Source organism: Kribbella swartbergensis, assembly GCF_054784135.1.
Map to the genome: position 1 here is coordinate 142,788 of NZ_BAAGPM010000025.1, position 25,910 is coordinate 168,697.

A 25,910-nucleotide genomic window follows, 5' to 3' on the forward strand; every position below is an offset into this window, starting at 1 on the left:
CGGTGGTCCCGAAGAAGCACCGGAGTCTCCCGCTCGGTCCCCCCGCCGGGTCGCTCACCCTTTTATCGTCACAGTGTGGCCGCCGTTACATCATTCGTCCGGTTTTCTGGGCACTCCCGGACGATTCCTGCGCGATCGCCGCTTCCGTACTACGTTTCGCGCCCGCCGGGCGACCGTGGGTAGGCACAGATCGTCAGGGGCACCGGGGATCCATGCGGATCAGGGTGCTCACGATGAACGTCCAGCACGACGCCGGCGACCCACGTCGTACCGAACTGATCAATGCCGAACTCCGGCGGTTGTCGCCTGATCTCGTTGCGTTGCAGGAGGTCTGCTACCCGAGCCGCAGCGACCAACTCGCCGAACTCGTCGAGGGAACCGGGCTGACCTTCACCACTCATCAGGCCGACGTCCTCGATTCGGAGTGGCAGGACGGTACGGCGCTGGCGACCAGGTGGCCCCATCGCGTGGTCGACGTACAGGAGCATCGCGAGTCCGAAGACTCGGACGTGCACTGGTGGACGATGGCGGCGGCGGTCGACGTACCCGAGCTTGGTGAGCTGTTGTTCGTCCACCCCGCGACGCCGTGGCGGCTCGATCAGGCCGCGGACCGGGAGCAGCAGTTGCTGTCGGCGGTTCAGTTGGACGAGCTGTACCGGTTCCGGTTGCCTTCGATCATCGCGGGTGATCTGAACGCGACGCCGAAGTCTGCCGGAATCCGTTTCCTGACCGGACTGCAGTCACTCGGCGGTCGCAGTGCGCACTACCACGACGCGTGGACCGTGGCCGGCAGCGGGACCGGGTTCACCTGGACGGTCGCCAATCCGCTCGCCGCCGAGGAGATCGACCGCCTGGTCGGCCAGCCACACCACCGCCGCCGGATCGACTACATCTTCGTCGGCTCAGCCCACGCCCACCCACAAGCCCGAGCCCACATCCTCCACGCCGAACTGGTCGGCGACACCCCCGTCGACGGCCTCTGGCTCAGCGACCACTTCGGCGTCCTCGCCGACCTGGACTACAGCCTGCAAGAGGCTCGGTGAGGTGGGCTCGGATGATGTGGGTCAGGAGAGCGGTTGGGTCGTCTGTGCCCAGGAGGTCCAGGGCTCGGGTGGCTCGGAGAGGTGCCGATCGATCGCTCAGGCGGCCGCGCCGCGGCCCCGCTCGCGTGACGGCCGGCTGTACCGCGGCAAGACCGGCGTCATGCGGGTCGCGCTGGCCACCGGCGCACCCGTCGTACCGGTCGTTGTCACCGGCACCGATCAGGTCAACCCGCCGGACACCCGCCGTTGGCACTTGGGCCACGTCCACCTGAAGATCTGCCCGCCGCTCGACCTGTCGCCGTACGCCGGCCGGCCGCTGACCCAGCCGGTCGTCCGCCAGGCGACCGACCACCTGATGCGCGTACTGCAGTCGCATTCGCACCAGGAATACGCGGACGTCTACGCCCGCCGGGCTTCCTGATTGGTCGTGACCTCGTCGCCGTCTAGGATTCCGGACGTGACTGCCGGGTCGGCCTTGCGCCATTCACGAGTCGGGTTCCCGGCCGCGTTCTGAGCGGCGGGAGGGCCGAGCGCGGCCCACCGATGTCCTCGTCTGCACCGCCTTTTCCACGCCTGCCTCGAAGAGCAGGCTGTTTCGTCCTGCCAAATTCTCGGAAAGAAGTGAATCCTGAACGAGCTCATCGAGCAGTTCCGGGCGAACGCAGGCCAGGTCGGCGACGGCAGATACTTGCTGTTGACAACCACCGGCGCGCGCTCCGGCAAGCAGCACACCGCGATCCTCGGCTACTACCCGGACGGTGATCGCGTCCTCGTCGTCGGCTCGGCCGGCGGCAGTCCCAGGCACCCGGACTGGTACCACAACCTGGTCGCCAACCCCGAGGTCACCGTCGAGACCGGCCTGTTCACCTACCCGGCCACAGCCGTCGTACTGCGGGGTGCCGAGCGCGACGACGTGTTCGCCCGGCTCGTCGAGGCGGACCCGGGCTGGGGTGAGTACCAGTCGCGGACCACCCGCACGCTCCCGGTCGTGGCCTTGGCCCGGCAGGCCGGACCACCCTCCGGCGGAGGCGGCTCGTACGGCGAGTTGCTGAGGCGCATCCACACCGCGTTCCGGCGCGAGCTGGCCTTGATCCGCACCGAGGTCGCCAGTTCCGGGACGGCCGGTCTAGGCGCTCAGCTCCGGATCAACTGCCTCACCCTGTGCCAGGGCTTGCACAACCACCACACCGGTGAGTCGGTGGCCCTGTTCCCGGCGCTCGCGCAGCAGCGTCCCGAGTTGGCCGGCGCGATCGCCACTCTTCAGGCTGAGCACGAGCAGATCGCCGTACTCCTGGAAGAGCTGGAGAAGCAACTCTCCAACCCGGCGCCCGATCTCCTCGTGCAGGTGGACCGGCTGATCGACGCTCTCATCGCCCACCTGGACTACGAGGAGGCCCAACTGCTGCCTCACTTGTAGTTCTCAGGAGCGGCGGGCCAGGAGGGCGTAGGAGTTGGGGAGGCGGCCGGACCAGGCGGCTGCGTTGGTGTCGTCCTGCGGATGCCAGAACGGCTCGGCGTATTCCTCGAGAAGCTCGACGTGCAGGCCGGCCGCGACAACCGCGGTGACGATCTGGCCGAGGTTCCACTGCCACTCCTGGGCGCCGTTCGCCGGAAACGTGTCGTTGATGTGCGATTCGGCGAAGTAGCTGCGATCCGGCCGGATCCGCGGCTCGTCCTCGTCCCAGGTCCACAGCGGTACGGCCGGGTGCGCCTCGTACACGAACAGGTGGCCACCCGGCCGCAGGACTCGCGCGACATCCCGGGCCCAGGCACCGATGTCGCGCATCCAGATCAGTGCGCCCTTGCCGGTGTAGACGAGGTCGGCCGAGCCGTCCTTCACCGGTACGCCGGGGACCTCCGCGACGACGTACTGGCACTGCAGGCCGAGCTCGACCGCTCTCCGCCGCGCCGCGCCGGCCGCCACCGAGCTGTAGTCGATTCCTACGACCTGCCGTGCTCCGGCCTTCACGAGAGCGACGTCGTCGAGCCCGTGACCGCTCTGGAAGTGCACGACTGTCGGGGCGTCGTCGAGCAACGGCCGCAAGAGTTCCGCTTCCCTCGGGAAAAGCTGCTCCCCACTCCGGGCCTCCTCGAGGAGTTCGTCGTACTCCGAGATGTGCTTGGTCGACGCCTTCTCCCAGGCCACCCGATTGCTCCGCACGACGTTGTCCATGCGCAAGAGTCTGTCGTACGACGCCCTGCCCGGTCAGCCGGTTATCCAGCCGAGGCGATGGGCGGTCATGGAAACCATGGCGGCGAAGGCCAGTTGGAGGCCGTGCTCCCGGGCCAACGTGACGATGGTGCCGCCGTACGTCGTACGCATGTCCCTGGGGCCGACCGAGGTGCTGCCACTGCGTCTGTACATGACCTTGGCCGCTCGTCCGGCGCGAAACCGCCCGCGCCACAAGCCGCGCAGCGTGTAGCTGCCGGAATGGGTGACGACCAGCTCGGGGTCGTACGCGATCGTGTAGCCGGCCAGTACGGCGCGCCGCGCCAGATCCCGGTCCTGCGACTTGACGAACGTCGGGTCGAAGCCGCCGAGCTGGCGGAAGACAGCTGTCCGGAACCCGCAGTTCCCGCCGTTCACGTAGTCGACCTGCTTGGTGCCCAGGTTCTCAACGCGCCGATGCTCGAAAGCCAGCGCCCGCAGGCGATGCAGCACCCCGTCACCGGCCTCCAGGACCCGACCGGCCACCGCCGTGTCGGTCCCGGACAGATCAGCCGTCAACCTTCGCACCCAATCGGGCCCGGGGACGGTGTCGTCATCCAGAAACCCGATGAACTCGCCCTGCGCCACGTCCACCGCCCGGTTCCGCGCCACACTCACCCCCTGCGCCACCCCGAGCCGCACCACCCGTACCCCGTCGGCCACAACCTCGGCGTCCCCGTCAACCCCGACGATCACCTCGAACCGAGGCGCACCCTGCTGTTGGGCCAACCCCTCCAACACCTTCCCCAGGTCCGCCTTCCCGACCGTAGGCACCACCACGGAGACGCGCACCGTCACGTGAGTGAGGTCCAGGTCATGGTGGTTATGCGGGTGGGGTCACTTCAGAGCGGCGATGACTCGCATGGAGCCGCTGGTGACGCGGATCCTTCGGGTGCGGAGGGCCTTGAGGTTCTCGACTCGTGGGACGAGGCGGGAGACCGGAGACAGGAGTTCTCGCACCCGGGAGGCGACGAAGGGGACGGTGTAGTACTGGTAGGCAGGGTCGACCGCCCGGACCGTGAAGTCGGCCCGGTTCAGCAGCGTGGTGATGGTCGCCGGGTCGTAGTAGCTGACGTGCTCCGGAATCTTGAGCGAGACCCAGCGCGATCCGGACACCCTGGCCAGGAGGCTCTTGATGTTCGGCGTCACGAGCACGATCAGGCCGCCCGGACGCAACAACCGGGCGGCGGTTTCCAGAAACGCGCCGGGCTCGGTGAGGTGTTCGATCAGGTGCGAGCCGAAGATGACGTCGTACTGCTGTCCCTGAATCTCCGGAACCTCTTCCAGCAGACCGCAGAAGACCCGCCCGGGAAGGCGTTCGGCGGCCCACTTGACCGCGGTGGGCGAGAGGTCGATTCCGTAGGCGTCGTACCCCGCGTCCACCGCGCAGCGCAGGAAGTACCCGTAGCCACAGCCCACTTCGAGCACCCGTCCGGAGGGCACGAACTCGGCGATCCGGCGTACGTCCTCCTTGAAGGTCGCCAGGTATTCCTGCTCCTGGCTCTCGTACTGCGAATAGCCCGAGTCACCGTCCCCGCTGAAGTACGAGTCCTGCGAGTAGAGCGCGCGCAGAGTCTCCGGACTCGGCGTGGGCACGAGTTGCACGAGGCCGCACGACGGGCACTCCTCGATGCCGTACCCGTCCTTCCTCCAGCGCGGTCGGAACCGCCCGGTCGTCGCGCACAGGATGCACGATCCATCACTCATGAATACACGTCCCTTGCAGGCAGGACTGGGAACGGTAGTTCGGACCCGTTGTCCAGGGCAATGGCTAGGGCTGCTCGGTCTGCAGCTTGTACTTCGGTACGGCGACCCGGACCTGCGCCACCGTGGTGTCGGACGGAACCTGGATCGTACCGTTGCTGACCCATTCGGCGATGTTCGCCACCATCGTCCCGACGGCGCGCTGCGACGCGGCACTGGGTGCCGGCACCGTCCAGTTGGACGGGCAGCGGCCGACCAGGAAGCAGCCGTAGGCGAAGGTCGACCCGTTGAGGACCCGGGCGCCGGAAGGTGCGGTGTACGCCGTGGTGTGCATCGGCACGGCCCGGCCGTTGGAGCGGCAGTTCCCGGTACCGCTGGCGACCGTGGTCAGCCCCGGGTGCTTGTACAGCCCGGGCCAGACGTAGTCGATCTCGCCCGCGATGAACCCGGGGACGGTGGTGCCGGGGGCGATGCCCTGGAACATCCAGCTCGTGCCCGTGGTCAAGGTGTTCCCCAGCACCGGGCAGACGTACTCCGCCCCGAGCAGCGGCTGCGAGGCATAGGCATCACCGAGGTAGCGCCAGGTCGTCGAGTTGTACCCGTCGGTGTAGCGGTCGATGTCCCAGGCCCGCCGGCTGTCGTCGGTGAACGTGATCAGCCGGTACGCCGTGTTGGCGCCGAGATTGGCGACGTTCACGCCACGGTTGATCGCCTGACTCAGCGCGGCGCGCATCCGCAACGAGTAGTACTCGTCGTGTCCGGGCAGGAAGACGGTGCCGGCCCGGGCCGCCAGCTGGCCGCCGAACTCGTCGAGGTCGTTGTTGGTCCAGTACGTGACGTCGAGGCCCTTGGACTCGGCCCAGAACACCAGCCCCTGCTCGAGTGAGAGGAACTGGCCCGATCCCTGGCCCTCGTTGTACGGGCGATCGAACGTCAGCCGGCCCGAGCCGGTGTTGAGTCCGGAGTAGAAGCCCACGCCGCCGTAGCTGTTGTAGGCCTGCCAGGTCGTGGTCGCCTGCTGGATCAGCAGATCGTGCTTGGTCCCGGTGTCGTCCCGGACCGTCAGCGGCGCGTACGACGCGTACTGCCCGTCGCTCACCTTGATCAGGTAGGTGCCCGGAATCCAGTCCTTGTCCACCGCGATGTCCAGCGTCTTCGTCCAGTGCGCCGCGGACGTCATCCGCAGGTCCTTGCCGTCGGCGGTACCGCCGGTGACCGGTGCGTCCTGGACGACGGTCGGTACGCCGTCCTGCCGCCAGACCTCGCGGGCGCCGAGGCCCTGGTAGTAGCCCATCCGGTAAGCGACCACACTGACCGGGTTGCCCGACGTGACCTTGAGGCTCACGGTGTCGCCACACGACGCCGACACCTTGGTCAGGTACGCCGCCAGCGGTCCGTTCATCGACGTCGGGATGACCCAGTTGCCGGTGCCCGGCTTGGCGTTCTCCGCGGTCGTCGACGGCCAGGTCGACGGGCATCCGGCGGGGATGGCCGCGAACCCCGAGGTCGCGATGGCCGGCATCGCGGCCGGCGGTGCGATGAACGCGATGTCTCCGGTGCCGGAGCTCAGCACGACACCGGTGGAGGTCCGCGCCAACACGTCCAGCGTCATGACGCCGCCGTACTTGGACAGCACGAGTCCGTGGATCGGAATACCCAGCCGGGCGCCGGCAGCCACGCTGATCGGTGCCTTGGGCACCCAGGTGGCGTAGCCGCTCGACGTCGTCAGGGTGCCGTTCACCGTCGTGACAGCGCCGCGGGCGCCGGTCGGCAGCTTCATCCGTACGGCGGACAGCACGCCGGCCCGGGTCACAGTGGCCGCGTAGGTGAGCGAGGTCGTCTGACCGGGAATCGGGTTGGTCGCGGTGATGCGCACGCCGGCCGTGTAGGTTTTCAGCGGCTGCAGCGTTCCGGTCCCGGAGGTCAGGACCTGCCCGGCCGTCCCGGTCGCCTTGAAGCTCAGCGTCCACGGCCCGCCGGCGGGCAGCCGCAGCCCGTACAGCGGGATGGCGAAACGGGCGCCCACGGCAACGGTCACGGTCCTGGCCGGCCGCCACCGCAGCACGCCGGGCGACACCGTGCTCACCGTGCCGTTGACCGAGGTGATCCGGCCCGTCGAGCCCGACGGGATCGAGAAGACGATGTCGCGCACCGTCCCGGCGCGCAGCACCGTCGCCCGGTACGTCAAGGTCGTCGTGCCGTTCGAGGCAGCGGTGGCGGTGATCGTCACGTTGGCACCCGCCGCGTCGGCGGATCGCGTGATGAACAGAACGGACGCCGCGGTGACGGCGAGAACGGCAGCCGCAACCAGCAGCTTCCGGACCATGGAATTCCCCCCAGGTCGTCGATTGAGTATCCCGGGAGAGAGTACGGACCGAACCGCGATTCCGGTGAAAAAGTTGCCAATCAGTGATCAAACCAGCCTAGACCGCAACCCTGCGTAGTCAGTCAGGTGCCACCCGTGCGATCTCCGGCCGAAATCAGGCCCGTTTCACAGGCCAGGGCGACCGCCTCGGCCGGTCCCGCAGCGACAGCTCCGCGAAGGTCCGGGCGCCGTGGAACTTCACCGTCGCCTCGCTGAGCGTCAGTTCCCCGCCGAGCTCGGCGTTGGGCAGCCCGTGCCCCATCAATGTGAGCACCTCGAACTCGCGCGGCGTCAGGACGGCGAGATCCCGCTGTACGGCGGGTTGGACCGGCACGTGATCACCGACCGGGAGAGTTCGACTAGACGCGGGGTGATGGACGGAGCGAGCAACGCGTCACCGGTGTCGATCACCGCACCGCGGCCGCGAGGTCCGGCGTCACGTCCTTCAGCAGGAACCCGCTCGCTCCGGCTGCCAGAGCGGCGTACATGTAGCGATCCAGGTCGAAGGTCGTCAGCATCAGCACCCGCAGTCGGGGATTCGTCGTCGCGATCGGGCTGGCGACCGTCGTACTGCTCACTCTGATGCTGGGTACGGTGGTCGCTCTGGCCCGGGGCACCCGCACCTACTGCATGGATGGAGACCCGGAGACCGGGCCGGCATCTACTTCGCACCTTGGTGGACGTCGGTCGATTCCAGCAGTTGCAGCTCGGTTGGGGGATTGTCCGGGCGCCGTCGACGATCTTCTCGAAGGTGTTCACGTCCGAAGTACGGATGCCGGCGAGGCGCCTGACGAAGATCCCCGGCGTACCGAGATCGAGATTGGTGACGACAACGGTGAGGCCGAATTCGCCGCGGTCACCGTCAGGAACCGGGCCGGGTAGGTCGGCGCCATCACCACAAAGCGCAAGGTCTGGCCGTCGTACGTGCGGATCCAGCTGGTCAGAGGACCCTCCCGCTACATCGGGAGGAACAAGGCGGCGTACGACGACCAGCCCTGCGGACGGGCAACCCGGTCTTCCCCAGCTCCGCGTTCGACCGCAAGTTCCCGTTCCGGGTGTACGCCGGCGTCGCCGACCTCACCGGTGTGGCCGAGGCCCAGGTCGCCGGCAATCCGCCACCAGGACGCCCGGGCTCTCATCTGCCCTCCGAGGACCCGCCCTGACCTACGTTCCGGAGGAGTGGCGGAGGATACGAGATTCGAACTCGTGAGGGGTTGCCCCCAACACGCTTTCCAATTCCTTGGAACGGGGTTCAGCAGGCTTCCTGCCTGTCCGGCCACGAGTGAATCGTGTCGAGGTGTACGGGCCTGAACGATCGTGAACGGTCACGAATGAGAACAGAACTGAGACCAGGCGCATCGTATGTGCCCATTCACTCCTGCAGCTCTGCGCCAGAGCTGCTGTCGGCCGCATCGGCCTCACCTGTCTCGAACCGGAAAGATGCCCACTCCCTGCAGCATGGTCCGAGCTGCATCGGGCGCCAGCTTCCCGGCGGACACGATTGGGACCATGCCGGACACGATCGAGGACCGGGCTGCGGTGATCCGCATGCGTCGCCGCGCGGCCGGTGAGATCGTCCAGCCGTACCGAGTCCGTCGTGACGGGCCGGTGCTGGCCGACCTGCGCGACCGGCTGCACGCCTGGATCACCGCGCACCTGGACGAGCTGACCAACGCCGCCCCGTCGATGCCGCTGGAAGACCGAGCGGCCGACACCTGGGAACCGCTGATCGCCCTTGCCGACCTGGCCGGTGGCCGCTGGCCCCAGGCAGCGCGTGAGGCCCCGTTGACGCTGCTGGCCGAGCTACAGGACTCCACCGAGGTTTCCCAGTCCGTGCGGCTGCTGATCGACTGCCGGACCGCGTTCGGTGCGGCGGCCGCGCTGCCCTCAACCGTCCTCGCACAACGCCTACGCGCCGACGAAGAATCGCCCCTGGCAGGAGATGCCCGCCCCCGGTGGACTAACAGTCCGGCGACTGGCCACGTTGCTGCGCGAGTTCGACATCACCCCGAAAACCACCGCTGGGAAGACGGCACACAGTCCAAGGGCTACACCCGAGACGACTTCGCTGACGCCTGGGCCAGGTACTGCCCCGATCCGGCCGAAAACGGCTCTAGCCAACCAACCGTCGCGAACCGTCCCAACCGTCCCATCGCAGGTCACGCCGGGGACGGATCGGTCCCCTGGGACGGATCGAACCGTCCCAACGATCCATCCGTCCCCGCTCTGACCTGGGCAGGGACGGTTGGGACGGATGGGACGGATCACCCCCAACCACCCACACAAGCCACCTGCATCCGTTGCCGACAACCCATGTCGGACGACGACGGCAGCCACACGCACCGCAACTGCGAGAGCGCATGACCGACACCTCTGAAACGTCCGCAGAGCGCATCACTGAGCAAGGGAGTTCACACCGAATGTCTACTTCAGAAGGCGTCTCAGTTGCCCCGCTACTGCTCACTGTCGAGCAGGCTGCCCAGCGACTCGGCATCGGGCGGACGAGTCTCTACGCCCTCGTTAAGTCGGGCGAGATCGAGTCAGTTCCGCTCGGTCGTCTACGGCGCATCCCCGCCGAATGCCTGGACGAGTACGTCGCTCGCCTTCGTTCCCAGAACCGCACTGCGACCGCCGCCTGAGGAGGAACTGCCCCAATGAAGAGAAACCCCAACGGTCGATCCAGCATCTACCAGACCGCAGATGGCCGGTGGCACGGCCGGGTGACTGTGGGTGTCAAAGACGACGGCACGCCGGACCGGCGACACATCAACCGCAAGAGCAAGACTGAGGTAGTCAAGCGGGTCAGAGAGCTGGAAAAGGAACGCGACGAAGGCACAGTCACGAAGGCGGGCAGCAACTGGACGTTCGGAACCTGGCTTGACCATTGGCTGGAAAATATCGCCCGCCCGCACCTCCGCCAGACGAGCTATTCCGCTTACCGAGTGGCAGTGACAAACACCTGATCCCTGGGCTGGGAGCGCACAAACTGCACAAGCTCGAACCCGAGCACCTGGAAGCCTTCTACCAACGCATGATCAAAAGCGGCAGCAAGCCCGCAACCGCTCACCAGGTTCACCGCACGGCAAGAGTCGCCCTCGGTGAGGCCTTGCGACGCGGACACGTGAAAAGGAACGTCGCCAAGATCGCCAAAGGACCACGCCTGACCGATGAGGAAATCGAGCCGTACTCCGTCGAGGACGCCCAGCGAATCATGACTGAGGCTGAAAAGCACAGGAACAGTGCGCGGTGGGCTGTAGCGCTGTCGCTGGGCCTGAGGCAAGGTGAAGCGCTGGCGCTCCGTTGGTCGGACGTCGATCTCGACGCTAAACAACTGCGAGTGAATTGGACGGCTCTCCGTCCAATCTACGACCACGGATGCGGCGGGAAATGCGGACGTACACCCGGCTTCTGCCCGCAGAAGGCCCGAGTCAATCCGCTGATCGGTGAGACCAAGAGTCGCGCCGGCAAACGCGTCATCGGTCTGCCTGACCGGCTCGTGGCCTTGCTCCGAGACCACAAAGCCGCACAGGAAGCGGAACGACGCCGGGCACGTCAGCTCTGGACCGATGGTGACTGGGTGTTCGCCGGGCGACCGGGGAGCCGCTGAACCCCAACACCGACCACCACGAATGGAAGGCGCTTCTACGGCGAGCTGGCGTCAGGGAATCGCGACTACACGACGCCCGCCACACCGCCGCGACGATGCTGCTGGCTCTGGGCGTCCCTGAGCGAGCCGCGATGGGAGTGATGGGCTGGTCGTCCACGGCGATGGCTGCTCGCTACCAGCACATGACCGACCCGATTCGGCGGGACATCGCCAAGCGGCTCGGAGGGCTGCTCTGGGCACCGGGAGATGAGTCACCAGACGACGGCATGGCAGGCGCTCGGGTCCCGGACACCTACTCGGATTCACCTTCGAGGGCCAGGCGGTAGCCGCTGGGGGTATGGAGGAGGAGACGGCGGTAGGTCCAGCCGGGGGCTGGGTTGTTGTGTTCGAGCTCGAACTCCAGACCTACCGCCCGGCACCTCTCAGCCGCCACGTCGACGTCGGAAACGGCGATTTGCCAGGTGAGGACGCTCGGTGGGTCGTTCTCGGCGGTCGCCTGCTGGATGCCGAAGTGGATCGTGTCCGTCCCGAAGGCTATGAAGTCGGGATGCTCCTCGCCCTCGTAAATCACCGGCAAACCGAGCTTCTCGTAGAAGGCGCGCTCGGCGGAAAGATCGGAGACGTTCAGGACGGGTGCCAGGCGGGTGAACAGTTGGTCATTGGCCATGGTGAACAGTCTCGCGCTCAGGAGGGCAAGCGGTAGACGGAGACGTGGCTGAGGGCTCGACCGTCAAACAGAACCTAGGAACAACTGAGACCAAAACTGAGACCAGACCACTGCGGGGCGGCTCCCAGACATGGGAGCCGCCCCGGCTCGTGTTCGTCCTCCGTGAGCCCGAAACCACGCTCTGACCTGCGGTTTCTTGACTCCGGGGGAGTGGCGGAGGATACGAGATTCGAACTCGTGAGGGGTTGCCCCCAACACGCTTTCCAAGCGTGCGCCCTAGGCCTCTAGGCGAATCCTCCAAGCGGAGAGGATACGCGAGACGGCTCGGGAACCTGAAATCGGGGGCGTGGACGTGGCTCGTCTAGGGTCGGCGGTATGAGTTTGGTACTGCGGCCGATCGAGCCTCAGGACGTGGAGGCCCTGCAGGAGTTGATCGAGTCGGATCCCGGCTACACCGAGCGGGTCACCGGGTACCCACCCGGGGCGTCGGATGCGCAGAGTCTGCTGATGGGCCGGCCGGAGCACTTGGCCGAGGAGGCGAAGCTCGTGCTCGGCGCGTTCCGGGACGACCGCCTGGTCGCCGTCGCCGACCTCCTCCGCGGGTACCCGAACGACCACACCGCGTTCATCGGCCTGCTCGAAGTCCACTGGAACCACCAAGGCGCCGGTCTCGGCACAGCGACGTACCAACTCATCGAGCGGTACGTCGAAACGTCGTGGAAGGAGGTCACGACCCTCCGCCTGGCGATCGTGGACACGAATGCGCACGTGGCCACCGGGTTCTGGCTGCGGCAAGGGTTCGAGCCGACCGGCGAGGAGCGGCCGTACCGGTACGACAAGCTGGAGTCGACCGCGCGCCTCTACGAGAAGCAGCTCTGACCGAGGGCCGCCGGGTCGTCGGCACCAGATGGGTACCGGCCCCACGCGCCGGGTGATTGCTTGCGGCAACCGTCCCTAGCCGAGCAGTGTGCCGGCCAGCGCCCGCCACTGCTCGATCGGCTGCGGACCGGTCACCCCGGTGATCACGTTGATCGCGACGTGGTCGGCGCCGGCGTCGAGGTGCTCACTCAGTTTCGCCTTGATGTCCGCCGGCGTACCCCACGCGGCCAGCGCGTCCACCATGTGATCCGGCAGCTCCGCCTGGTCCTTCTCGCTGAACCCCTGCCGCTTCAGCGAGGCGGCGTACCCGGGAACCCGCGGGAAGAAGCTGATCGTGTCCCGGGCGATCCTCCGCGCCCGCTCCGCGTCGGCCTCCACGACGACCAGGTGGCTCACCGCGAGCAGCTTGTCCGGCCCGAGCACCTTCCGCGCCTCGGCGGAGTACGCCGGGCTGATCAGGAACGGGTACGCACCTGACGCCCGGTCCCGGGCCAGCCCGAGCATCCGCGGGCCGAGCGCGGCGAGCACACGACGTTCGACGGGTACGTCGTCCAGTTGGTCGAGGAAGGCGTTGAGGGTGGCGATCGGCTTCGGTCCGTGCGCACCGCCGAGACCGACGGTGAACCGTCCCGGCGCGGCGCCTTCGAGCTTCGCGTACGTCGCACCGACGTCCGAGGCGCTGTATTGATCGACAGAGAGAATGCCACTGACGAACCTGATCGATTCGGTCGCCTCGACCAGGTCGACGATGGTCCTCAGCCCGGGCAGCGGGCCGCCGGACAACCAGATCGCGGGATATCCGAGCTCCTCGGCCGCGACCGCGGCGGCGAGTGAGTCGGGGCTACTGTCAAGACCCGTGGTGATCCCGAACGGGCCGAATTGGTGATTCGTCACCCAACCAGCTTAGGTGCCCACGGTCCGCTCGTTCAGCGGTTTCAGCGGATCGTGGCCGATGGACATCAGCTGATGCCGCCAGGGCGCGTCGCCGGCGGTGGGTTCCGGTTCCTCACCGCGTTGGCTCCGGACCCGCCGTACCACCGTCTCCATGGCGGCAAGATCCGCGTCGGTCAGGTCGGAGCGGCGCTTGCCGAGGATACGGACCACGTGCTCACCGAGCTCGTGGCCGGTCTCGTCAGGGGTCGGCTCGGTGTTCTCACCGGCGGAGTCGGTCCGCAGCCACTCCTCGAGCTCCCGCGACGTCATGTTCACCAGCTGGTGGAACTCGTTCCACAGTTCGTCGCTGACACGGGTCTCGGCCATCAGATACCTCCTAGCGCTCCCACAGCGTGTACCCGACGAGCCAGCACGAAAACAGCTCAGAAACCGGAGCGCGGGGCGTCGTACGTGAGGGGACCGGACGCGGTGAAATCAACGCCGTGGAATCCACCCTGACCGATCGGATTGCCGCACAGGAACCGCACCCGGACGCCGTCGGGATCCAGTACGTCGAGCGCGAGTCCGTACGGCCCGCTGTCCAGGATCTCGGTGTGTTCCACGCCCTGCTCGTCCCACCGGGCGACCAGTGCGTGCAGGGCGTCGGCCGACTCCACCTCCAGGGCGAAGACGTCCAGGCCTTCCACCGACGGTTCGCCGGGGATCGCGGTCCGCTCCCGCAACGCGATGACGAACCCGGTCCCGGGATCCGCCAGCGCGACCCCCCGCAGTACGCCGTCCTTGTAGAACTCGGCCGCCAGGTCCAGGCCGAGTGCCTGGCGGTACCACCTCGTGCTGCGCTCCAGATCACCGACCGGCAGCTTCACCTGCCGGATCCGCGTCAACCCCAGGCCCATCCCCGACCCCCTCGTCGTTACTGTTCCGACGATAGGGGCCGGGAGGGCCGATTCCTGGTCTGGCGCCGGGATCCCGTACACTTGTCGACGGTTCCCCGTGCGGCGGTATCTCGCCCAAACCCCCCAGGGCCGGAAGGCAGCAAGGGTAAGTGAGCTCTTCCGGGTGCGCGGGGAATCCTCATGTCCGGGCCCTGTCTAGGCTGGTGCAACCGAACCCCTGGATCGTGAGGGAGCCCGATGAGCGACGAACGCCGCTACCTGCAGGAACTGATCATCGCCGAGCTCGGCGTGACCGCGTCCTTCGACGCCGACACCGAGATCGAGCGGCGAGTCGAGTTCCTGGCCGACCAGCTCCGGCGGACCGGGGCGACGGCGTACGTGCTGGGTATCAGCGGCGGCGTCGACTCCGCTACGGCGGGACGCCTCTGCCAGCTCGCCGTCGAGCGGGTCCGGGCCGAGGGCGGTCAGGCGACGTTCATCGCGATGCGGCTCCCGTACGGCGTCCAGGCCGACGAGGAGGACGCGCAGCGGTCGCTCGAGTTCATCCGGCCGGACGAGACGCTGGTGGTCGACATCAAGCCGGCCACGGACGCGATGGTCGAGTCGGTCCGGCACGCCGGGCTCGGCGACCGGGAGGACTTCCACGTCGGCAACATCAAGGCGCGGCAGCGGATGATCGCGCAGTACGTCGTCGCCGGCGCGCGCGGCGGTCTCGTCGTCGGCACGGACCACGCGGCCGAGGCGGTGATGGGCTTCTTCACCAAGTACGGCGACGGGGCCTGTGACCTGACGCCGCTGTCGGGGCTGACCAAGCGGCGCGTCCGCGCCATCGGCTCGCGGCTCGGTGCGTCAGACGTGCTCACTGGCAAGGTGCCGACGGCTGACCTGGAGACCAACAACCCCGGTGTGCCCGACGAGGTCGTGCTCGGGGTCACGTACGACGAGATCGACGACTTCCTCGAGGGTCGCGAGGTGAGCGAGAAGGCAGCGGCCACGATCATCGCGACACACCGCCGTACTGCCCACAAGCGCACGGTGCCACTGGCGGTCTGATCAGCTGGTACGACGGTGGGCCGCGATCGGCTGCGGAGTCGCCGTCGTACCTCGGTCAGGCAGTGTGGGCGAGCTGGCGGACCCGGTTGGCGAGGCGGGCCAGGCGGATGGTGGCGATGTTGCGATAGGCGGGCCGCAGCACGGTGGCCAGCGGGCCGGTCTGCTCGAACGTGTGCGTGACCTGGCTGTCCGCTGCGATCGTCCAGGTGCCGACCTCGCGGAACCCGGGCACCTGCCAGACGATCTCGATGCGGTCCGGCTCGATCACCGCGTACCGCAGCTCGCCGGTGAGGCCGGCGCGGACGCGGAGCGCATAGCGGTCCTCGGTGCTGGGGTCGCCCGGGCCGTCGATGCGCAGGAACGCCTCGTTCCACTCTGGTAGGGCCAGCGCGTCCAGGAGGACATGACGGATCGCCGCCGGGCTGGCAGGGATGGTGTCGGTGGCTTGCTCCATGACTATCTCTCCTGGGCGAGGGCGTGGTCGTACTCGGGGCCGCGCCGGCGGGCCAGGGCGGCTCCGGCGGGGAAGGCGTCGGCGACGGCGCGCAGCGTCGCAATGGTCTCGTCGAGGGGCTGGCCAGCGACGAGGTTCTCGATGGTCCGGTGCACTCTGTTCTCCGCGGTGACGACGCGCCGGTGCAGGGCGCGGCCCTGCGGGGTCAGACTCAGTGCGAGGTAACGCCGGTCGGCCTTGTCGATGCCTCGTTTGACCAGACCCTGTGCGACGAGGCGATCGACAAGGCGGCTCGGGCTGTTCCCGGTTTCGCACACCAGCAGTCCGCCGAGCGCATTGAGGGTCAAGGGTCCGTGCTCGCGCAGCACCCGCAGTACCTCGGCCTGTGAAGGCGTGATGCCGAGCGGGCGCAGTTCCGCGGCGAGCAGCCGGTTGCCTTCGCGCTGGATCGCCAGCACGAGATAACGCAGCTCCTCGACCCTCTTCACGACCATCACATTACACGACATGTGTGTCATGACATTTACCTGTCCTGCTTGTGGCGCTAACTGTCGGGGCGTGGTGGTCGCGAGTGCGGAAGAGTGCGTGGAAAAGTCCGGTTGAGGTCATGGTCAAGGGCATATCGCGGCTGGCAGAGTGTTCGCATGAAGGGTCTGATGCAGAACTACCAGCTGTCCCTGGACACCATCTTTCGCCGGGCTGAGCAGTTCTACCCGGACAAGACCGTCTACACCGGCGGTCCTGCGCCGTCGAAGCTGACGTACGCCGAGTGGGCCCTGCGGACAAGACGACTCGGCGGCGTGCTGGACGCGCTCGGGATCAGCGCGGACGGCCGGGTCGCGACCTTCGCGTGGAACTCGGGCCGTCACCTCGAGCTGTACTTCGGCGCGCCCTGCACCGGCCGGGTCCTGCACACCCTCAACATCAGACTCTTCCCCGATCAGGTCGTGTACATCGCGAACCATGCCGAGGACGAGGTGGTCTTCGTCGACCGATCGCTGCTCGGGCTCTTCCTGCCGCTGCTCGATCGGTTGCCGCTGCTCAGGCACGTCGTGGTGATGGACGACCTTCCGGCCGGCGCGGAAGGGGTCGAGGTGCCGGACGATCCACGGTTCCACGACTACGAGGAGTTGCTGGGCGCGGCCGAGCCGGTCGACTTCCGCGTCGACGACGAGAACCAGGCGGCCGCGATGTGCTACACGAGCGGTACGACGGGCAATCCGAAGGGCGTCGTGTATTCGCACCGGTCCACCTGGCTGCATTCGATCGGTGTCCTGACCAACGCGGGGCTCGGGATCACCGAGACCGACACGGTCATGCCGGTGGTGCCGATGTTCCATGCCAACGCGTGGGGTCTGGCGCATGCGGCTCCGATGGCCGGGGCGAGTCTGGTGTTTCCCGGGCCGGACATGTCTCCGCAGGGGATTCTCAAGCTGCTGCAGGAGCAGGAGGTCACGCTGGCCGCCGGGGTTCCGACGATCTGGCAGGGTCTGCTGCCGTTGCTGGACGGGGTCGAGCTGCCCAAGCTGCGGCGGGTTCCTTGTGGCGGTTCCGCCGTACCGATGGCGTTGTCGGAGGCGTTCCGCGAGAAGCTCGGCCGGCCGATCCTGCAGGCGTGGGGGATGACGGAGACCAGCCCGGTGGCGACTGCGGCCCATGTGCCGGCCCGGTACGAGGACCTTCCCGAAGACAAGAAGGCACGGCTCCGGGCTCGGCAGGGGCAGCCGTTGCCGGGTGTCGAGGTGCGGATCGTCGAGCCTGGGACGATCACGCCGCTCCCGTGGGACGACGAGGCGACCGGTGAGTTGCAGGTCCGCGGGCCGTGGATCGCCGCCGAGTACTACCGGCCCGACGAAGGCGTCCAGTTGAGCACGGAAGACGGCTGGATGAAGACCGGAGACGTGGCGGCGATCGACCAGTTCGGCTCGGTGCGGCTGGTCGACCGGACGAAGGACCTGGTGAAGTCCGGTGGCGAGTGGATCAGCTCCGTCGAGCTGGAGAACCTGCTGATGGCCCACCCCGCGGTCAAGGAAGCGGCAGTGATTGGCGTACCGCACCCGAAGTGGGACGAGCGCCCGCTGGCCTGCGTCGTCCTGCAGGAAGGCGCAACGGCAACAGGTGAAGAGATCCTGGAGTACCTGCGTCCGCGGGTGGCGAAGTGGTGGCTCCCGGACGCCGTCGAGTTCATCGACGAGGTTCCGAAGACGTCAGTCGGCAAGTTCTCGAAGAAGGACCTGCGGACCCGCTTCGCCGACTACCACCTGGAGTAGCCGGGGTCGCCGACGTTCACGGCTCGCGAGCCGGCGCCGAGCTCAGGAGATGCGTCATGGGTCAGGGGAGTGTGAGCGAGCGAGGAGGCTCGACAGTGCCTGCTGAAAGCGACAGCCGGGAATGTCCATGCTCCCGTTTACGCTCCGATCATGAACCGCATCGACCGCCTCTACGCCCTGGTCGAGGAGTTGCGTGCGGCGGGACCGCGCGGACGCACGGCTCCGCAACTGGCCGCGCACTTCGAGGTCAGCGTCCGAACGATCGAACGCGACCTGAGCGCCCTCGGGCAAGCCGGCGTACCGCTGGCCACCAAGCAAGGACGAGGGGGCGGCTATACGCTCGACCGGTCGATGAGCCTGCCGCCGTTGAACTTCACACCACGCGAGGCGGCCGCCGTCGCAGTGGCGTTGAGCCGCAGCGAGCACGTCTTGTTCAAGCGGGATGCCCGCAGTGCGCTGCAGAAGATCGTGGCCGCGATGCCGGAGCGAGCCCTGGAAGAGGCGCGCAGCACGGCAGAGAAGGTGCGGCTCCTGGTCCAGTTGGTGCCTGACCCCGACGCCGAGATCACCGAGACCATCTGGCGGGCGGTGCGAGACAACCACATGCTGCGCATCCACTACATCGACGTCGGCGGCGTCGAAACCACCAGGGAGATCGAGCCGCAGCATGTGGTGGTCGGGCCCAACGGGTCCTACCTCACCGCCTGGTGTCACCTCAGGGAAGAGGACCGGGTGTTCCGCATGGACCGGATCACGGCAGCCGAGCGAACGCCGTCCCCGCCCCGCCCGCCACGCGTCGCGCCGGAGCCGATCGTCGACGGCTACGAGACGAAGCTGCCGGCGTCGGCGTTGCGTCCGGAAGGTCTTCTGCCAAACACCGACATAGGGCTGTCGCGAGGACGCGAGACGGTGAATTCAGCCCGTCGCTGCGGCGGGTGATCCGAGCAGAAGGAGATCCCATGACCACCCCCGCTCCTGGCACCCTGGCCTGGTTCGAGGTCGCGACCAGCGACCCCGACGGCGCCCAGAAGTTCTACGGCAGCCTCTTCGACTGGACCTTCGACGCCGACGGCCCCGCGGCGGCCGGCGGCATGGACTACCGCAACATCAAGGCCTCCGGCGCCGACGGTCCGATGGGAGGCATCTTCGGAACCGGCGGGCAGATGCCGAACCACGCCGTGTTCTACATCCTGGTCGCCGACGTCGAGGCGACCTGCGCCGACGCGGAGCAGCTTGGCGGCTCGGTCGTCAGCAAGCATCTCGATCCTGGCCCCGGCGGCCCGACCTTCGCCTACCTCCGTGACCCGGCAGGCAACCAGTTCGGCGTCTTCACCCCGCCGAAAGCCTGATGGCGAAATACACGCAGGGCCCGTCCCCGTCGGAGCATTCCGGCGGGGACGCCGCCGGCGACCTGTTCGACGAGTTGACCGACGACCTGCTCTACGACCCCGCCATCGGCCGCGCCACCATGATGGGCTATCCGTGCGTGCGGCTTGCCGGGCGGTTCGTCGCGTCGTACGACGAGAAGGCCGGTGCCTTGGTCGTGAAGCTATCCGGTGAGCGCGTCACCGAGCTCATCGAGACCGGCACCGGCGACCCGTTCGCCCCCGCCGGCAAGGTCTTCCGCGAGTGGGTATCGATTCCCACGGTCGACCGGAAGCTGTGGCGCACACTCCTCGCTGAGGCCGTCGACTTCGCGCGCCACGGGGCCTAGGTGAAGTCGACGTTGAGGTGTCGGTGGAGGTGGGTGAGGGTGGCGTCCACGAAGGCTTGTGGCCAGGGCTGGCCGGTCTGCTCGGCCAAGGCGGTGCCGCGGCGGATGAACTCGCGCACGATGTAGCGGTTCGCGGCGATGATGTCGGTGGGGTCGGAGCCGGCGGCGGGAATGGCTTCGAGGGTGGCGCGTTGTTCGTCCGAGAGTAGGGCGTTGAGCCGTTTCGCTCCGCCAGTACGGCGTACTCCGCGCTCGGCGAGCATCAGCGCGATGAGCTGGTCGCGGACGGCTCCGATGCCCTGGTTGGCGACGATGCGCTCGTCGCGGCCGAGGACGGTGACCAGGTTGCCGAGGAAGTAAAAGAAGAGCTTGACGGCCTGTTCCGGCCAGTACGGCGTGCCGGGCCGGCCGCCCGTCGGAGGTTGGTCGCCGTCCGGGAAGAGGGTGCCGTCGCGGTCGAACAGTACGCGGACGCCGTCGTACTGGAATCGGTCGAACGAACTGAGCGCGTGGATGACGAGGTCGACGTGCAGCCAGTCAGGCGTGATACCGAGACCACCCGTGATCCCGGGAATCCGATCGGCGAGCACGGTCGGTCCGGTGATCTTCCGCAGTACGTCCGCCCAGTTCTCGTCGAACCAGTCCACCGCGTCGTCGGCGACGACACAGTGCACGTCGACATCGCTGAACCTGTCCGCCTGCCCGCTCCCGTAACTACCCACCAGGTAGACACCCAGGATCCGCTCATCTTCGGGCAGCACGCGCCGCGCCCGCCCAATAGCCTCTCGCTGCCTCTCGTCACCACCCACCACCCGCGCCACAGTACTGATCCATCGGGGGTGGAAGGTCCCGGTGGTGGGTGGGATTGTGGATATCCGGGCGTGGGGAGGATTTGTCGGCGGGCGGCGCTAGGGTTGCGGGCGTGGAAGCACCCCTTGCGTTGTACCGCCGGTATCGCCCGGAGACGTTCGCCGAGGTGATCGGGCAGGACCATGTCACCGCGCCGCTCCGGAACGCGTTGAGCAACAACCGGGTCAACCACGCCTACCTGTTCTCCGGCCCACGCGGCTGCGGCAAGACCACCAGCGCCCGGATCCTGGCCCGCGCGATCAACTGCGAGAAGGGCCCGATCGCCGAGCCGTGCGGGGTGTGCAAGTCCTGCACCGACCTGGCCCGTGGCGGCCCCGGCAGCATCGACGTGATCGAGATCGACGCCGCCTCGCACGGTGGTGTCGACGACGCGCGTGACCTGCGCGAGCGGGCGTTCTTCGCGCCGGTGGAGAGCCGCTACAAGATCTACATCATCGACGAGGCGCACATGGTGACCACGCAGGGCTTCAACGCCCTGCTGAAGCTGGTCGAGGAGCCGCCGCCGCACCTGAAGTTCATCTTTGCCACCACCGAGCCCGACAAGGTGATCGGGACGATCCGGTCCCGGACCCACCACTACCCGTTCCGCCTGGTCCCGCCGAAGGTGCTCGGCGACTACATGGCCTCGCTCTGCGAGTCCGAGGGTGTCGCGATCGAGCCGGCCGCGTTGCCGCTGGTGGTGCGGGCCGGTGCCGGTTCGGTCCGTGACTCGCTGAGTGTGCTCGACCAGCTGATCGGCGGCGCAGGGCCGGACGGCGTCACGTACGAGCTGGCCGTCGCGCTGCTCGGCTTCACGCCGGACTCGCTGCTCGACGCGTGTGTGGACGGGTTCGCGGCGCACGACAGCAAGGCCGTGTTCGAGACGATCGAGAAGGTGATCGAGACCGGGCAGGACCCGAAGCGGTTCGCCGAGGATCTGCTCCGGCGACTGCGCGATCTGGTCGTCCTGTCCGCCGTACCGAACGCCGTCGTCTCTGGCCTGATCGAGGCCGCCGAAGACCAGGGCGAACGCCTCCAGACCCAGGCCGCCGGGATCGGCTCCGCCGAACTCACCCGCGCCGCCGACATCGTCGCGGCCGGTCTGCTGGAGATGCGTGGGGCTACGGCGCCGCGGCTGCAGCTGGAGCTCATCTGCGCCAAGGTCCTGCTCCCGGGCGCCGACGACTCGACCAACGGCATCCAGGCCCGCCTCGACCGGCTGGAACGCCGCCTAGCCATCGCAGTCCCCGGTACGGCGGACGCGGAACAGTCGACCGGTTACGCAGCTGCCCCCGCGGCCGGCCCGAACCCTGCCGCCGCCACAAGCCGAGCCGCAGCCCGCGCCGCCGCGGGTGCAGGCGGCGGGACTCCGACAGCAGGCGGTGATGCGCCCGCCGCTGCCACAGCTGCCGGTACGGCACCCACCGGCGCAGGTGGGGCGGGTCCTGCGAGTGCGACGTCCGAACAGCCGACTCGCGGTGTGGCGGGTCCTGCGGGTGCGACGTCCGGACAGCCGACTGGCGGTGTGGCGGGTCCTGCAGCTGCGACGTCCGGAAGGCCGACTCGCGGTGGGGCGGGTTCAGGTGGCGCCGGTCGCGGTGCCGATGGGGCAGCCGCTGGTACGGCGGGGCGCACCGGCGCATGGGCAGACGAGTCGACCGGTACGACGCACTCGGCTACATCGGCCGTCCCAGAAGGTGCCGGCCCAGGAGGTGCCGGCGCAGAAGGTGTCGGCCCAGGAGGTGTCGGCCCAGAGGGTGTCGGCGCAGAAGGTGTCGGCCCAGGGGGTGTCGGCCCAGGGGGTGTCGGCCCAGGGGGTGTCGGCCCAGGGGGTGCCGGCCCAGGAGGTGCCGGCCCGGTGGCGTCTGGCTCGGCGGCTGCCGGTTCGGGGATGCCGGGCTCTGCGGCCGGCCCGTCGTCTGGTGCTCAGCCGTCTGGTTCATCGACGCCGGCTGCGGCGCAATCAGCTGGATCCGATGCCGGCGCAGGCGGATCGGGGGCGGCCGCGGCTCCGTCGGCGGGGTCCGTGGGGTTGGCGGACATTCGGCGGTTGTGGCCTGAGGTACTCGAGGCGGTGAAGGCGAAGCGCCGGTTCGCGTGGATCATGCTGAGCCAGAACGCGCAGGTCATCGCCATCGACGACCAGACCCTGACGCTCGGCCTGGTGAACGCCGGCGCCCGCGAGAGCTTCGCGCGATCCGGCAGCGACGAGATCCTCCGCCAAGCCATGATCGACACCATCGGCCTCAACCGCCGCATCGAAGCAGTCGTCGACCCCTCCACCGACCCCGGAGCCGGCGCTGGTGGCAGCCAGCGCTCCGGCGGCCCGCACAGCGGTCCCACCGCACCGGGCGGCGCTGCGGGTGCGGCCGGTGGCGGTGCAGGTGGCGTAGGCGGAGTTGCAGGAGGCGCGGGCGGAGTTGCAGGAGGCGGCCCGCAGGGAGCGTCGGATCGGTCAGGCAGCCAGGCCGCGGGCGGTTCGGGCGGCGACGGCGTCTCACCGGGCAGTTCCGGTCGTGCGGGATCTGACCCGGGCAACCCCGCGAACAGCTTCGACGGGCCGGGCAGCAGCTCGGAAAGCGCAGGGCCGGGCAGCAGCTCGGGAAGCGCCGGGCCGGGCAGCAGCTCGGGAAGGACCGGACAATGGTCCGACGGTCCGGCCGCGGCGATCGCCGTACAGGAACCACCGGACCTGAGGAACGATGTACCCCCGGAGCCGGACCCCTGGGACGACGACCCAGCCTCGCGTCCGGCAGTCCGGCCTGGCCGTTCAGCCCGACCGGCGGCCGAGGGAGATCGCGCCGAGCAGGCCGCCGGCAAGCGTCGCGCAGCCGAAGCCGCCGTCGCTGCCGAGCAAGCTCGGAGAGCCGCCGCGGCTCCCGCGGCCCCCGAGGTCCCGCTGAGCCCAGAGGAAGAAGCCGACGCCATCGGCGAGGACGACCTGGTGCTGGAGGAAGACTCCCGGTCGCACACCGACCTTCTGCGCGAAACCCTGGGCGCGCAGATCATCACCGAAGAACCCAACTGACGTAGCCGACGGCATCGCGGGGGACGACCTGGTGCTGGTGGAGGACTCGCGGTCGCACACTGACCTTCTGCGCGAAGCCCTGGGTGCGCAGATCATCACCGAAGAACCCAACTGACGTAGCCGGCGGCGTCGGCGAGGACGATCTGGTGCTGGTGGAGGACTCGCGGTCGCACACTGACCTTCTGCGCGAAGCCCTGGGTGCGCAGATCATTACCAAAGAGCCCAACTGACGTAGCCGACGGCATCGGCGAGGACGACCTGGTGCTGGAGGAGGATTCCCGGTCGCACACCGACCTTCTGCGCCAAACCCTGGGCGCGCAGATCACCGAAGAGCCCAACTGACAAAGCCGACGGCATCGGCGAGGACGACCTGGTGCTGGAGGAGGGCTCCCGGTCGCACACCGACCTCCTGCGCTAAACCCTGGGCGCGCAGATCATCACCGAAGAGCCCAACTGACGTAGCCGACGGCATCGGCGAGGACGACCTGGTGCTGGAGGAGGACTCCCGCTCCCACACCGACCCCCTCCGGGAAACCCTGGGCGCGCAGATCATCACCGAAGAGCCCACTGACGAAGCCGACGCCATCGCGGAGGGCGACCTGGTGCAGGAGGAGGGCTCCCGCTCCCACACCGACCTCCTGCGCGAAACCCTGGGTGCGCAGATCATCACCGAAGAGCCCAACTGACGAAGCCGACGCCATCGCGGGGGACGACCTGGTGCAGGAGGAGGGCTCCCGCTCCCACACCGACCTCCTGCGCGAAACCCTGGGCGCGCAGATCATCACCGTGGAAGCCAACTGACGGCGGTCTGACGCAACCCCGGGCGGACTGTCGGTGGGCGGTGGGAGATTGCCCCTATGGGTTTTCGGGGTTGGAGCAGTGCGGCGTTCGATGAGCTGGCTGCTCTCGAGGGTGATCCGAGCCCCGGGCAGTTGGAGAGGCACCGGGGCGACGTGGAGCGATTGGTCCGCGGACCGCTGCAGGAACTGTGCGACGAGCTCGACGAGAAGGAGGAGTTCGGCAGGTTCTGGCTGAGCGGTTTGTCGGACCATCCGGCCGCGTGGCAGCGCCATTCTGCAACGTGGTGGATTGCCCGCAGGATCCGTATCTCGCTCACGTTCGACCTCGACGGCCTCGTGCTCGGTGGCGGTTCGGCGTCTCCCACCGGCGATCAGGTGCGGTTGTTCCGCGCGATGGTCGACGCCGACGACAGCGGTCGTGAGCTCGATGCGCTGGTCGAGCGGCTTGTTCGCGACGGCTTCGAGCTGACCGGACCTGCCGGGCGTCGGATGCCGCGTGAGTGTTCACCTGACCACCCGCGTGCAGCGCTTCTCCGACGCCGATCTGTCTACGCCGAGAAGCCGATCGACACCCACAGCGTCGACCTGATCACCGACGCGCTCCGCCCGCTCGTCGAGCTGACGACCTGGTACACCGACTACGTCGCCACCACCGGCTGGGAGCAGCCTTAGCCCTGACAGGTACGACGCCGAACTTAGGAGTGTGTCCACAGTGGGGTGTGGGTGGCCGGCCGGGGGTATCCACAGTGTCCACAGGGGTGTGGATGGAGGTGTCCACAGCGTTGTGGATAACCTGGGGAGACAGGTCGGTTTCTGGCGGGGCGTGGGGTTGTCCGGCGGACCGGCTAGGGTTGAGGCTCGGTAGCAGGTGGCGGCTCGACGAGGAGATCGCGGTGTTCGACGGTGGCGGTGCTGGGGGCTTCGACATGTCCAATCTGCTCGCGCAGGCTCAGGCGATGCAGAACCAGTTGATGGAGGCCCAGGCCAACCTGGAGAGCCAGGAGATCGAGGGGTCGGCCGGTGGCGGGCTGGTCACCGCGCTGGTGTCCGGCACCGGTGAGCTGCTCAGCCTGGACATCAAGAAGGAAGCCGTCGACCCGGACGACACCGAGACGCTGGCCGACCTGATCGTCGCCGCCGTCCGGGACGCCTCGGAGAACGCCAAGGAGGCCGCCGCCCGCGCGATGGGCCCGCTGGCCGGTGGGCTGGAAGGCCTCGGCGGCGGGGAGATCCCCGGATTCGGTGGCGCCGGCGGTCCGGCCGGCTTCAGCCTGCCCGGTACGACGACGCCCGCGTCCGAGCCGGGTGACTCGCCCGCGCCCGAGCCCGGTGACTCGCCCGCGTCCAAGCCGGGTGACTCGCCCGCGTCCAAGCCGGGTGACTCGCCGGCGCCAAAGCCCGGGAACGAGAGCAGTGGCGGAGTCGGGTTTGTGAACCCGGGTAGTGGGGCCGGCTCGGCCGGTCAGAACCCGGGCTGA

At 68.2% G+C, this 25,910-nt stretch carries 32 protein-coding genes, 1 tRNA gene and 1 other RNA gene; 19 read left to right on the top strand and 15 right to left on the bottom strand.

Features of this window, described 5'->3' with window-relative positions; translation table 11 throughout:
- Positions 1-233: 233 nt before the first annotated feature.
- The 3 genes from ACYVOK_RS23530 (at position 234) to ACYVOK_RS23540 (ending at position 2,460) form a co-directional block, all read left to right on the top strand.
- Positions 234-1,043, top strand: coding sequence for an endonuclease/exonuclease/phosphatase family protein (locus ACYVOK_RS23530; RefSeq protein WP_460664678.1), 810 nt, complete (start codon positions 234-236; stop codon positions 1,041-1,043).
- A 1-nt stretch (position 1,044) separates the two neighbouring features.
- A complete protein-coding gene (locus ACYVOK_RS23535) occupies positions 1,045-1,464 on the top strand; it encodes a hypothetical protein (RefSeq protein ID WP_460664679.1) in 420 nt (139 codons plus the stop codon).
- A gap of 219 nt (positions 1,465-1,683) precedes the next feature.
- A complete protein-coding gene (locus tag ACYVOK_RS23540; protein ID WP_460664789.1) occupies positions 1,684-2,460 on the top strand; it encodes a nitroreductase/quinone reductase family protein in 777 nt (258 codons plus the stop codon).
- Between the two features lie 3 nt (positions 2,461-2,463).
- Here ACYVOK_RS23540 and ACYVOK_RS23545 read toward each other — a convergent pair whose 3' ends face one another.
- The 7 genes from ACYVOK_RS23545 to ACYVOK_RS23575 form a co-directional block, all read right to left on the bottom strand.
- Complete coding sequence (locus ACYVOK_RS23545; RefSeq protein WP_460664680.1) at positions 2,464-3,216, bottom strand: class I SAM-dependent methyltransferase; 753 nt, start codon at positions 3,214-3,216, stop codon at positions 2,464-2,466.
- Positions 3,217-3,249: 33 nt separating this feature from the next.
- On the bottom strand, positions 3,250-4,050 hold the full coding sequence (locus ACYVOK_RS23550) for a glycosyltransferase family 2 protein (RefSeq protein ID WP_460664681.1): 801 nt from the start codon (positions 4,048-4,050) through the stop codon (positions 3,250-3,252).
- 39 nt (positions 4,051-4,089) lie between these two features.
- Positions 4,090-4,959, bottom strand: coding sequence for a class I SAM-dependent methyltransferase (locus tag ACYVOK_RS23555; RefSeq protein ID WP_460664682.1), 870 nt, complete (start codon positions 4,957-4,959; stop codon positions 4,090-4,092).
- A gap of 64 nt (positions 4,960-5,023) precedes the next feature.
- Complete coding sequence (locus tag ACYVOK_RS23560) at positions 5,024-7,282, bottom strand: N,N-dimethylformamidase beta subunit family domain-containing protein (protein ID WP_460664683.1); 2,259 nt, start codon at positions 7,280-7,282, stop codon at positions 5,024-5,026.
- Between the two features lie 154 nt (positions 7,283-7,436).
- Positions 7,437-7,655, bottom strand: coding sequence for a response regulator transcription factor (locus ACYVOK_RS23565; RefSeq protein ID WP_460664684.1), 219 nt, complete (start codon positions 7,653-7,655; stop codon positions 7,437-7,439).
- A 73-nt stretch (positions 7,656-7,728) separates the two neighbouring features.
- On the bottom strand, positions 7,729-7,899 hold the full coding sequence (locus tag ACYVOK_RS23570) for a response regulator (RefSeq protein WP_460664685.1): 171 nt from the start codon (positions 7,897-7,899) through the stop codon (positions 7,729-7,731).
- 378 nt (positions 7,900-8,277) lie between these two features.
- Positions 8,278-8,460 (bottom strand): hypothetical protein, encoded by a 183-nt coding sequence (locus ACYVOK_RS23575; RefSeq protein ID WP_460664686.1) that lies wholly within the window; start codon positions 8,458-8,460, stop codon positions 8,278-8,280.
- A gap of 370 nt (positions 8,461-8,830) precedes the next feature.
- Here ACYVOK_RS23575 and ACYVOK_RS23580 point away from each other — a divergent pair, with 370 nt between their 5' ends.
- The 5 genes from ACYVOK_RS23580 (at position 8,831) to ACYVOK_RS23600 (ending at position 11,254) form a co-directional block, all read left to right on the top strand.
- The gene (locus tag ACYVOK_RS23580) at positions 8,831-9,685 is read left to right on the top strand and encodes a DUF3631 domain-containing protein (RefSeq protein WP_460664687.1); all 855 of its coding nucleotides are present in this window, start codon (positions 8,831-8,833) and stop codon (positions 9,683-9,685) included.
- Positions 9,686-9,741: 56 nt separating this feature from the next.
- Positions 9,742-9,960, top strand: coding sequence for a helix-turn-helix domain-containing protein (locus ACYVOK_RS23585; RefSeq protein WP_460664790.1), 219 nt, complete (start codon positions 9,742-9,744; stop codon positions 9,958-9,960).
- Positions 9,961-9,975: 15 nt separating this feature from the next.
- Positions 9,976-10,284 carry a hypothetical protein gene (locus tag ACYVOK_RS23590; protein WP_460664688.1) on the top strand — a complete coding sequence of 103 codons (309 nt, stop codon included), beginning with the start codon at positions 9,976-9,978 and terminating at the stop codon, positions 10,282-10,284.
- Positions 10,285-10,352: 68 nt separating this feature from the next.
- On the top strand, positions 10,353-10,928 hold the full coding sequence (locus tag ACYVOK_RS23595) for a site-specific integrase (protein WP_460664689.1): 576 nt from the start codon (positions 10,353-10,355) through the stop codon (positions 10,926-10,928).
- Positions 10,925-11,254, top strand: coding sequence for a tyrosine-type recombinase/integrase (locus ACYVOK_RS23600; protein WP_460664791.1), 330 nt, complete (start codon positions 10,925-10,927; stop codon positions 11,252-11,254). Before ACYVOK_RS23595 ends, ACYVOK_RS23600 begins: the two co-directional genes overlap by 4 nt.
- On the opposite strand, the gene ACYVOK_RS23605 is transcribed toward ACYVOK_RS23600, so the two are convergent.
- Complete coding sequence (locus ACYVOK_RS23605; protein WP_460664690.1) at positions 11,221-11,595, bottom strand: VOC family protein; 375 nt, start codon at positions 11,593-11,595, stop codon at positions 11,221-11,223. The two genes, ACYVOK_RS23600 and ACYVOK_RS23605, sit on opposite strands and share 34 nt — an antisense overlap.
- A 211-nt stretch (positions 11,596-11,806) precedes the next feature.
- Positions 11,807-11,894: transfer RNA gene (locus ACYVOK_RS23610), tRNA-Ser, on the bottom strand.
- Between the two features lie 76 nt (positions 11,895-11,970).
- Between ACYVOK_RS23610 and ACYVOK_RS23615 the strand changes: the two genes are divergently transcribed.
- Positions 11,971-12,474 carry a GNAT family N-acetyltransferase gene (locus ACYVOK_RS23615; RefSeq protein ID WP_460664691.1) on the top strand — a complete coding sequence of 168 codons (504 nt, stop codon included), beginning with the start codon at positions 11,971-11,973 and terminating at the stop codon, positions 12,472-12,474.
- Between the two features lie 75 nt (positions 12,475-12,549).
- On the opposite strand, the gene ACYVOK_RS23620 is transcribed toward ACYVOK_RS23615, so the two are convergent.
- The 3 genes from ACYVOK_RS23620 to ACYVOK_RS23630 are packed head-to-tail and all read right to left on the bottom strand — an operon-like array spanning position 12,550 to position 14,264.
- On the bottom strand, positions 12,550-13,368 hold the full coding sequence (locus tag ACYVOK_RS23620) for a TIGR03620 family F420-dependent LLM class oxidoreductase (RefSeq protein WP_460664692.1): 819 nt from the start codon (positions 13,366-13,368) through the stop codon (positions 12,550-12,552).
- Between the two features lie 9 nt (positions 13,369-13,377).
- A complete protein-coding gene (locus tag ACYVOK_RS23625; protein WP_460664693.1) occupies positions 13,378-13,734 on the bottom strand; it encodes a DUF3140 domain-containing protein in 357 nt (118 codons plus the stop codon).
- A gap of 56 nt (positions 13,735-13,790) precedes the next feature.
- A complete protein-coding gene (locus ACYVOK_RS23630; protein ID WP_460664694.1) occupies positions 13,791-14,264 on the bottom strand; it encodes a VOC family protein in 474 nt (157 codons plus the stop codon).
- A gap of 86 nt (positions 14,265-14,350) precedes the next feature.
- Here ACYVOK_RS23630 and ffs point away from each other — a divergent pair.
- Together ffs and nadE are read left to right on the top strand one after the other, a co-directional pair.
- Positions 14,351-14,447, top strand: an RNA gene (gene ffs / locus ACYVOK_RS23635) — signal recognition particle sRNA small type.
- A gap of 54 nt (positions 14,448-14,501) precedes the next feature.
- Positions 14,502-15,317, top strand: coding sequence for an ammonia-dependent NAD(+) synthetase (gene nadE / locus ACYVOK_RS23640; protein ID WP_460664695.1), 816 nt, complete (start codon positions 14,502-14,504; stop codon positions 15,315-15,317).
- 55 nt (positions 15,318-15,372) lie between these two features.
- On the opposite strand, the gene ACYVOK_RS23645 is transcribed toward nadE, so the two are convergent.
- Both ACYVOK_RS23645 and ACYVOK_RS23650 read right to left on the bottom strand, forming a co-directional pair.
- Complete coding sequence (locus ACYVOK_RS23645; protein ID WP_460664696.1) at positions 15,373-15,771, bottom strand: SRPBCC family protein; 399 nt, start codon at positions 15,769-15,771, stop codon at positions 15,373-15,375.
- Positions 15,772-15,773: 2 nt separating this feature from the next.
- A complete protein-coding gene (locus ACYVOK_RS23650) occupies positions 15,774-16,259 on the bottom strand; it encodes a MarR family winged helix-turn-helix transcriptional regulator (protein WP_460664697.1) in 486 nt (161 codons plus the stop codon).
- Positions 16,260-16,415: 156 nt separating this feature from the next.
- Here ACYVOK_RS23650 and ACYVOK_RS23655 point away from each other — a divergent pair, with 156 nt between their 5' ends.
- From ACYVOK_RS23655 to ACYVOK_RS23670, 4 genes are all read left to right on the top strand, one after another.
- Positions 16,416-18,041 (top strand): long-chain fatty acid--CoA ligase, encoded by a 1,626-nt coding sequence (locus ACYVOK_RS23655; RefSeq protein WP_460664698.1) that lies wholly within the window; start codon positions 16,416-16,418, stop codon positions 18,039-18,041.
- Positions 18,042-18,191: 150 nt separating this feature from the next.
- Positions 18,192-18,980, top strand: coding sequence for a helix-turn-helix transcriptional regulator (locus ACYVOK_RS23660; protein WP_460664699.1), 789 nt, complete (start codon positions 18,192-18,194; stop codon positions 18,978-18,980).
- Positions 18,981-19,000: 20 nt separating this feature from the next.
- The gene (locus tag ACYVOK_RS23665) at positions 19,001-19,390 is read left to right on the top strand and encodes a VOC family protein (protein ID WP_460664700.1); all 390 of its coding nucleotides are present in this window, start codon (positions 19,001-19,003) and stop codon (positions 19,388-19,390) included.
- On the top strand, positions 19,390-19,755 hold the full coding sequence (locus ACYVOK_RS23670; protein ID WP_460664701.1) for a hypothetical protein: 366 nt from the start codon (positions 19,390-19,392) through the stop codon (positions 19,753-19,755). The genes ACYVOK_RS23665 and ACYVOK_RS23670 overlap by 1 nt, the downstream gene beginning before the upstream one ends.
- Here the strand turns inward: ACYVOK_RS23670 and ACYVOK_RS23675 are convergent.
- Positions 19,752-20,516, bottom strand: coding sequence for an aminoglycoside 6-adenylyltransferase (locus ACYVOK_RS23675; protein WP_460664702.1), 765 nt, complete (start codon positions 20,514-20,516; stop codon positions 19,752-19,754). The two genes, ACYVOK_RS23670 and ACYVOK_RS23675, sit on opposite strands and share 4 nt — an antisense overlap.
- A gap of 161 nt (positions 20,517-20,677) precedes the next feature.
- Here ACYVOK_RS23675 and ACYVOK_RS23680 point away from each other — a divergent pair, with 161 nt between their 5' ends.
- The 4 genes from ACYVOK_RS23680 (at position 20,678) to ACYVOK_RS23695 (ending at position 25,910) form a co-directional block, all read left to right on the top strand.
- Complete coding sequence (locus tag ACYVOK_RS23680; RefSeq protein ID WP_460664703.1) at positions 20,678-23,632, top strand: DNA polymerase III subunit gamma and tau; 2,955 nt, start codon at positions 20,678-20,680, stop codon at positions 23,630-23,632.
- A 488-nt stretch (positions 23,633-24,120) separates the two neighbouring features.
- Positions 24,121-24,318, top strand: coding sequence for a hypothetical protein (locus ACYVOK_RS23685; protein WP_460664704.1), 198 nt, complete (start codon positions 24,121-24,123; stop codon positions 24,316-24,318).
- A 171-nt stretch (positions 24,319-24,489) separates the two neighbouring features.
- A complete protein-coding gene (locus ACYVOK_RS23690) occupies positions 24,490-25,104 on the top strand; it encodes a DUF2461 family protein (protein ID WP_460664705.1) in 615 nt (204 codons plus the stop codon).
- 179 nt (positions 25,105-25,283) lie between these two features.
- Positions 25,284-25,910, top strand: coding sequence for a YbaB/EbfC family nucleoid-associated protein (locus tag ACYVOK_RS23695; RefSeq protein ID WP_460664706.1), 627 nt, complete (start codon positions 25,284-25,286; stop codon positions 25,908-25,910).

What these genes read in the sequence shown, in the direction of transcription:
- ACYVOK_RS23575 (WP_460664686.1), bottom strand. Translation starts at nt 8,460, where the DNA reads ATGAGAGCCCGGGCGTCCTGGTGGCGGATTGCCGGCGACCTGGGCCTC.
- ACYVOK_RS23590 (WP_460664688.1), top strand. Translation starts at nt 9,976, where the DNA reads ATGAAGAGAAACCCCAACGGTCGATCCAGCATCTACCAGACCGCAGAT.
- ACYVOK_RS23595 (WP_460664689.1), top strand. Translation starts at nt 10,353, where the DNA reads ATGATCAAAAGCGGCAGCAAGCCCGCAACCGCTCACCAGGTTCACCGC.
- ACYVOK_RS23655 (WP_460664698.1), top strand. Translation starts at nt 16,416, where the DNA reads ATGAAGGGTCTGATGCAGAACTACCAGCTGTCCCTGGACACCATCTTT.
- ACYVOK_RS23670 (WP_460664701.1), top strand. Translation starts at nt 19,390, where the DNA reads ATGGCGAAATACACGCAGGGCCCGTCCCCGTCGGAGCATTCCGGCGGG.
- ACYVOK_RS23605 (WP_460664690.1), bottom strand. Translation starts at nt 11,595, where the DNA reads ATGGCCAATGACCAACTGTTCACCCGCCTGGCACCCGTCCTGAACGTC.
- ACYVOK_RS23625 (WP_460664693.1), bottom strand. Translation starts at nt 13,734, where the DNA reads ATGGCCGAGACCCGTGTCAGCGACGAACTGTGGAACGAGTTCCACCAG.
- ACYVOK_RS23690 (WP_460664705.1), top strand. Translation starts at nt 24,490, where the DNA reads ATGGGTTTTCGGGGTTGGAGCAGTGCGGCGTTCGATGAGCTGGCTGCT.
- ACYVOK_RS23545 (WP_460664680.1), bottom strand. Translation starts at nt 3,216, where the DNA reads ATGGACAACGTCGTGCGGAGCAATCGGGTGGCCTGGGAGAAGGCGTCG.
- ACYVOK_RS23560 (WP_460664683.1), bottom strand. Translation starts at nt 7,282, where the DNA reads ATGGTCCGGAAGCTGCTGGTTGCGGCTGCCGTTCTCGCCGTCACCGCG.
- ACYVOK_RS23555 (WP_460664682.1), bottom strand. Translation starts at nt 4,959, where the DNA reads ATGAGTGATGGATCGTGCATCCTGTGCGCGACGACCGGGCGGTTCCGA.
- nadE (WP_460664695.1), top strand. Translation starts at nt 14,502, where the DNA reads ATGAGCGACGAACGCCGCTACCTGCAGGAACTGATCATCGCCGAGCTC.
- ACYVOK_RS23660 (WP_460664699.1), top strand. Translation starts at nt 18,192, where the DNA reads ATGAACCGCATCGACCGCCTCTACGCCCTGGTCGAGGAGTTGCGTGCG.
- ACYVOK_RS23580 (WP_460664687.1), top strand. Translation starts at nt 8,831, where the DNA reads ATGCCGGACACGATCGAGGACCGGGCTGCGGTGATCCGCATGCGTCGC.
- ACYVOK_RS23530 (WP_460664678.1), top strand. Translation starts at nt 234, where the DNA reads ATGAACGTCCAGCACGACGCCGGCGACCCACGTCGTACCGAACTGATC.
- ACYVOK_RS23615 (WP_460664691.1), top strand. Translation starts at nt 11,971, where the DNA reads ATGAGTTTGGTACTGCGGCCGATCGAGCCTCAGGACGTGGAGGCCCTG.
- ACYVOK_RS23630 (WP_460664694.1), bottom strand. Translation starts at nt 14,264, where the DNA reads ATGGGCCTGGGGTTGACGCGGATCCGGCAGGTGAAGCTGCCGGTCGGT.
- ACYVOK_RS23585 (WP_460664790.1), top strand. Translation starts at nt 9,742, where the DNA reads ATGTCTACTTCAGAAGGCGTCTCAGTTGCCCCGCTACTGCTCACTGTC.
- ACYVOK_RS23665 (WP_460664700.1), top strand. Translation starts at nt 19,001, where the DNA reads ATGACCACCCCCGCTCCTGGCACCCTGGCCTGGTTCGAGGTCGCGACC.
- ACYVOK_RS23645 (WP_460664696.1), bottom strand. Translation starts at nt 15,771, where the DNA reads ATGGAGCAAGCCACCGACACCATCCCTGCCAGCCCGGCGGCGATCCGT.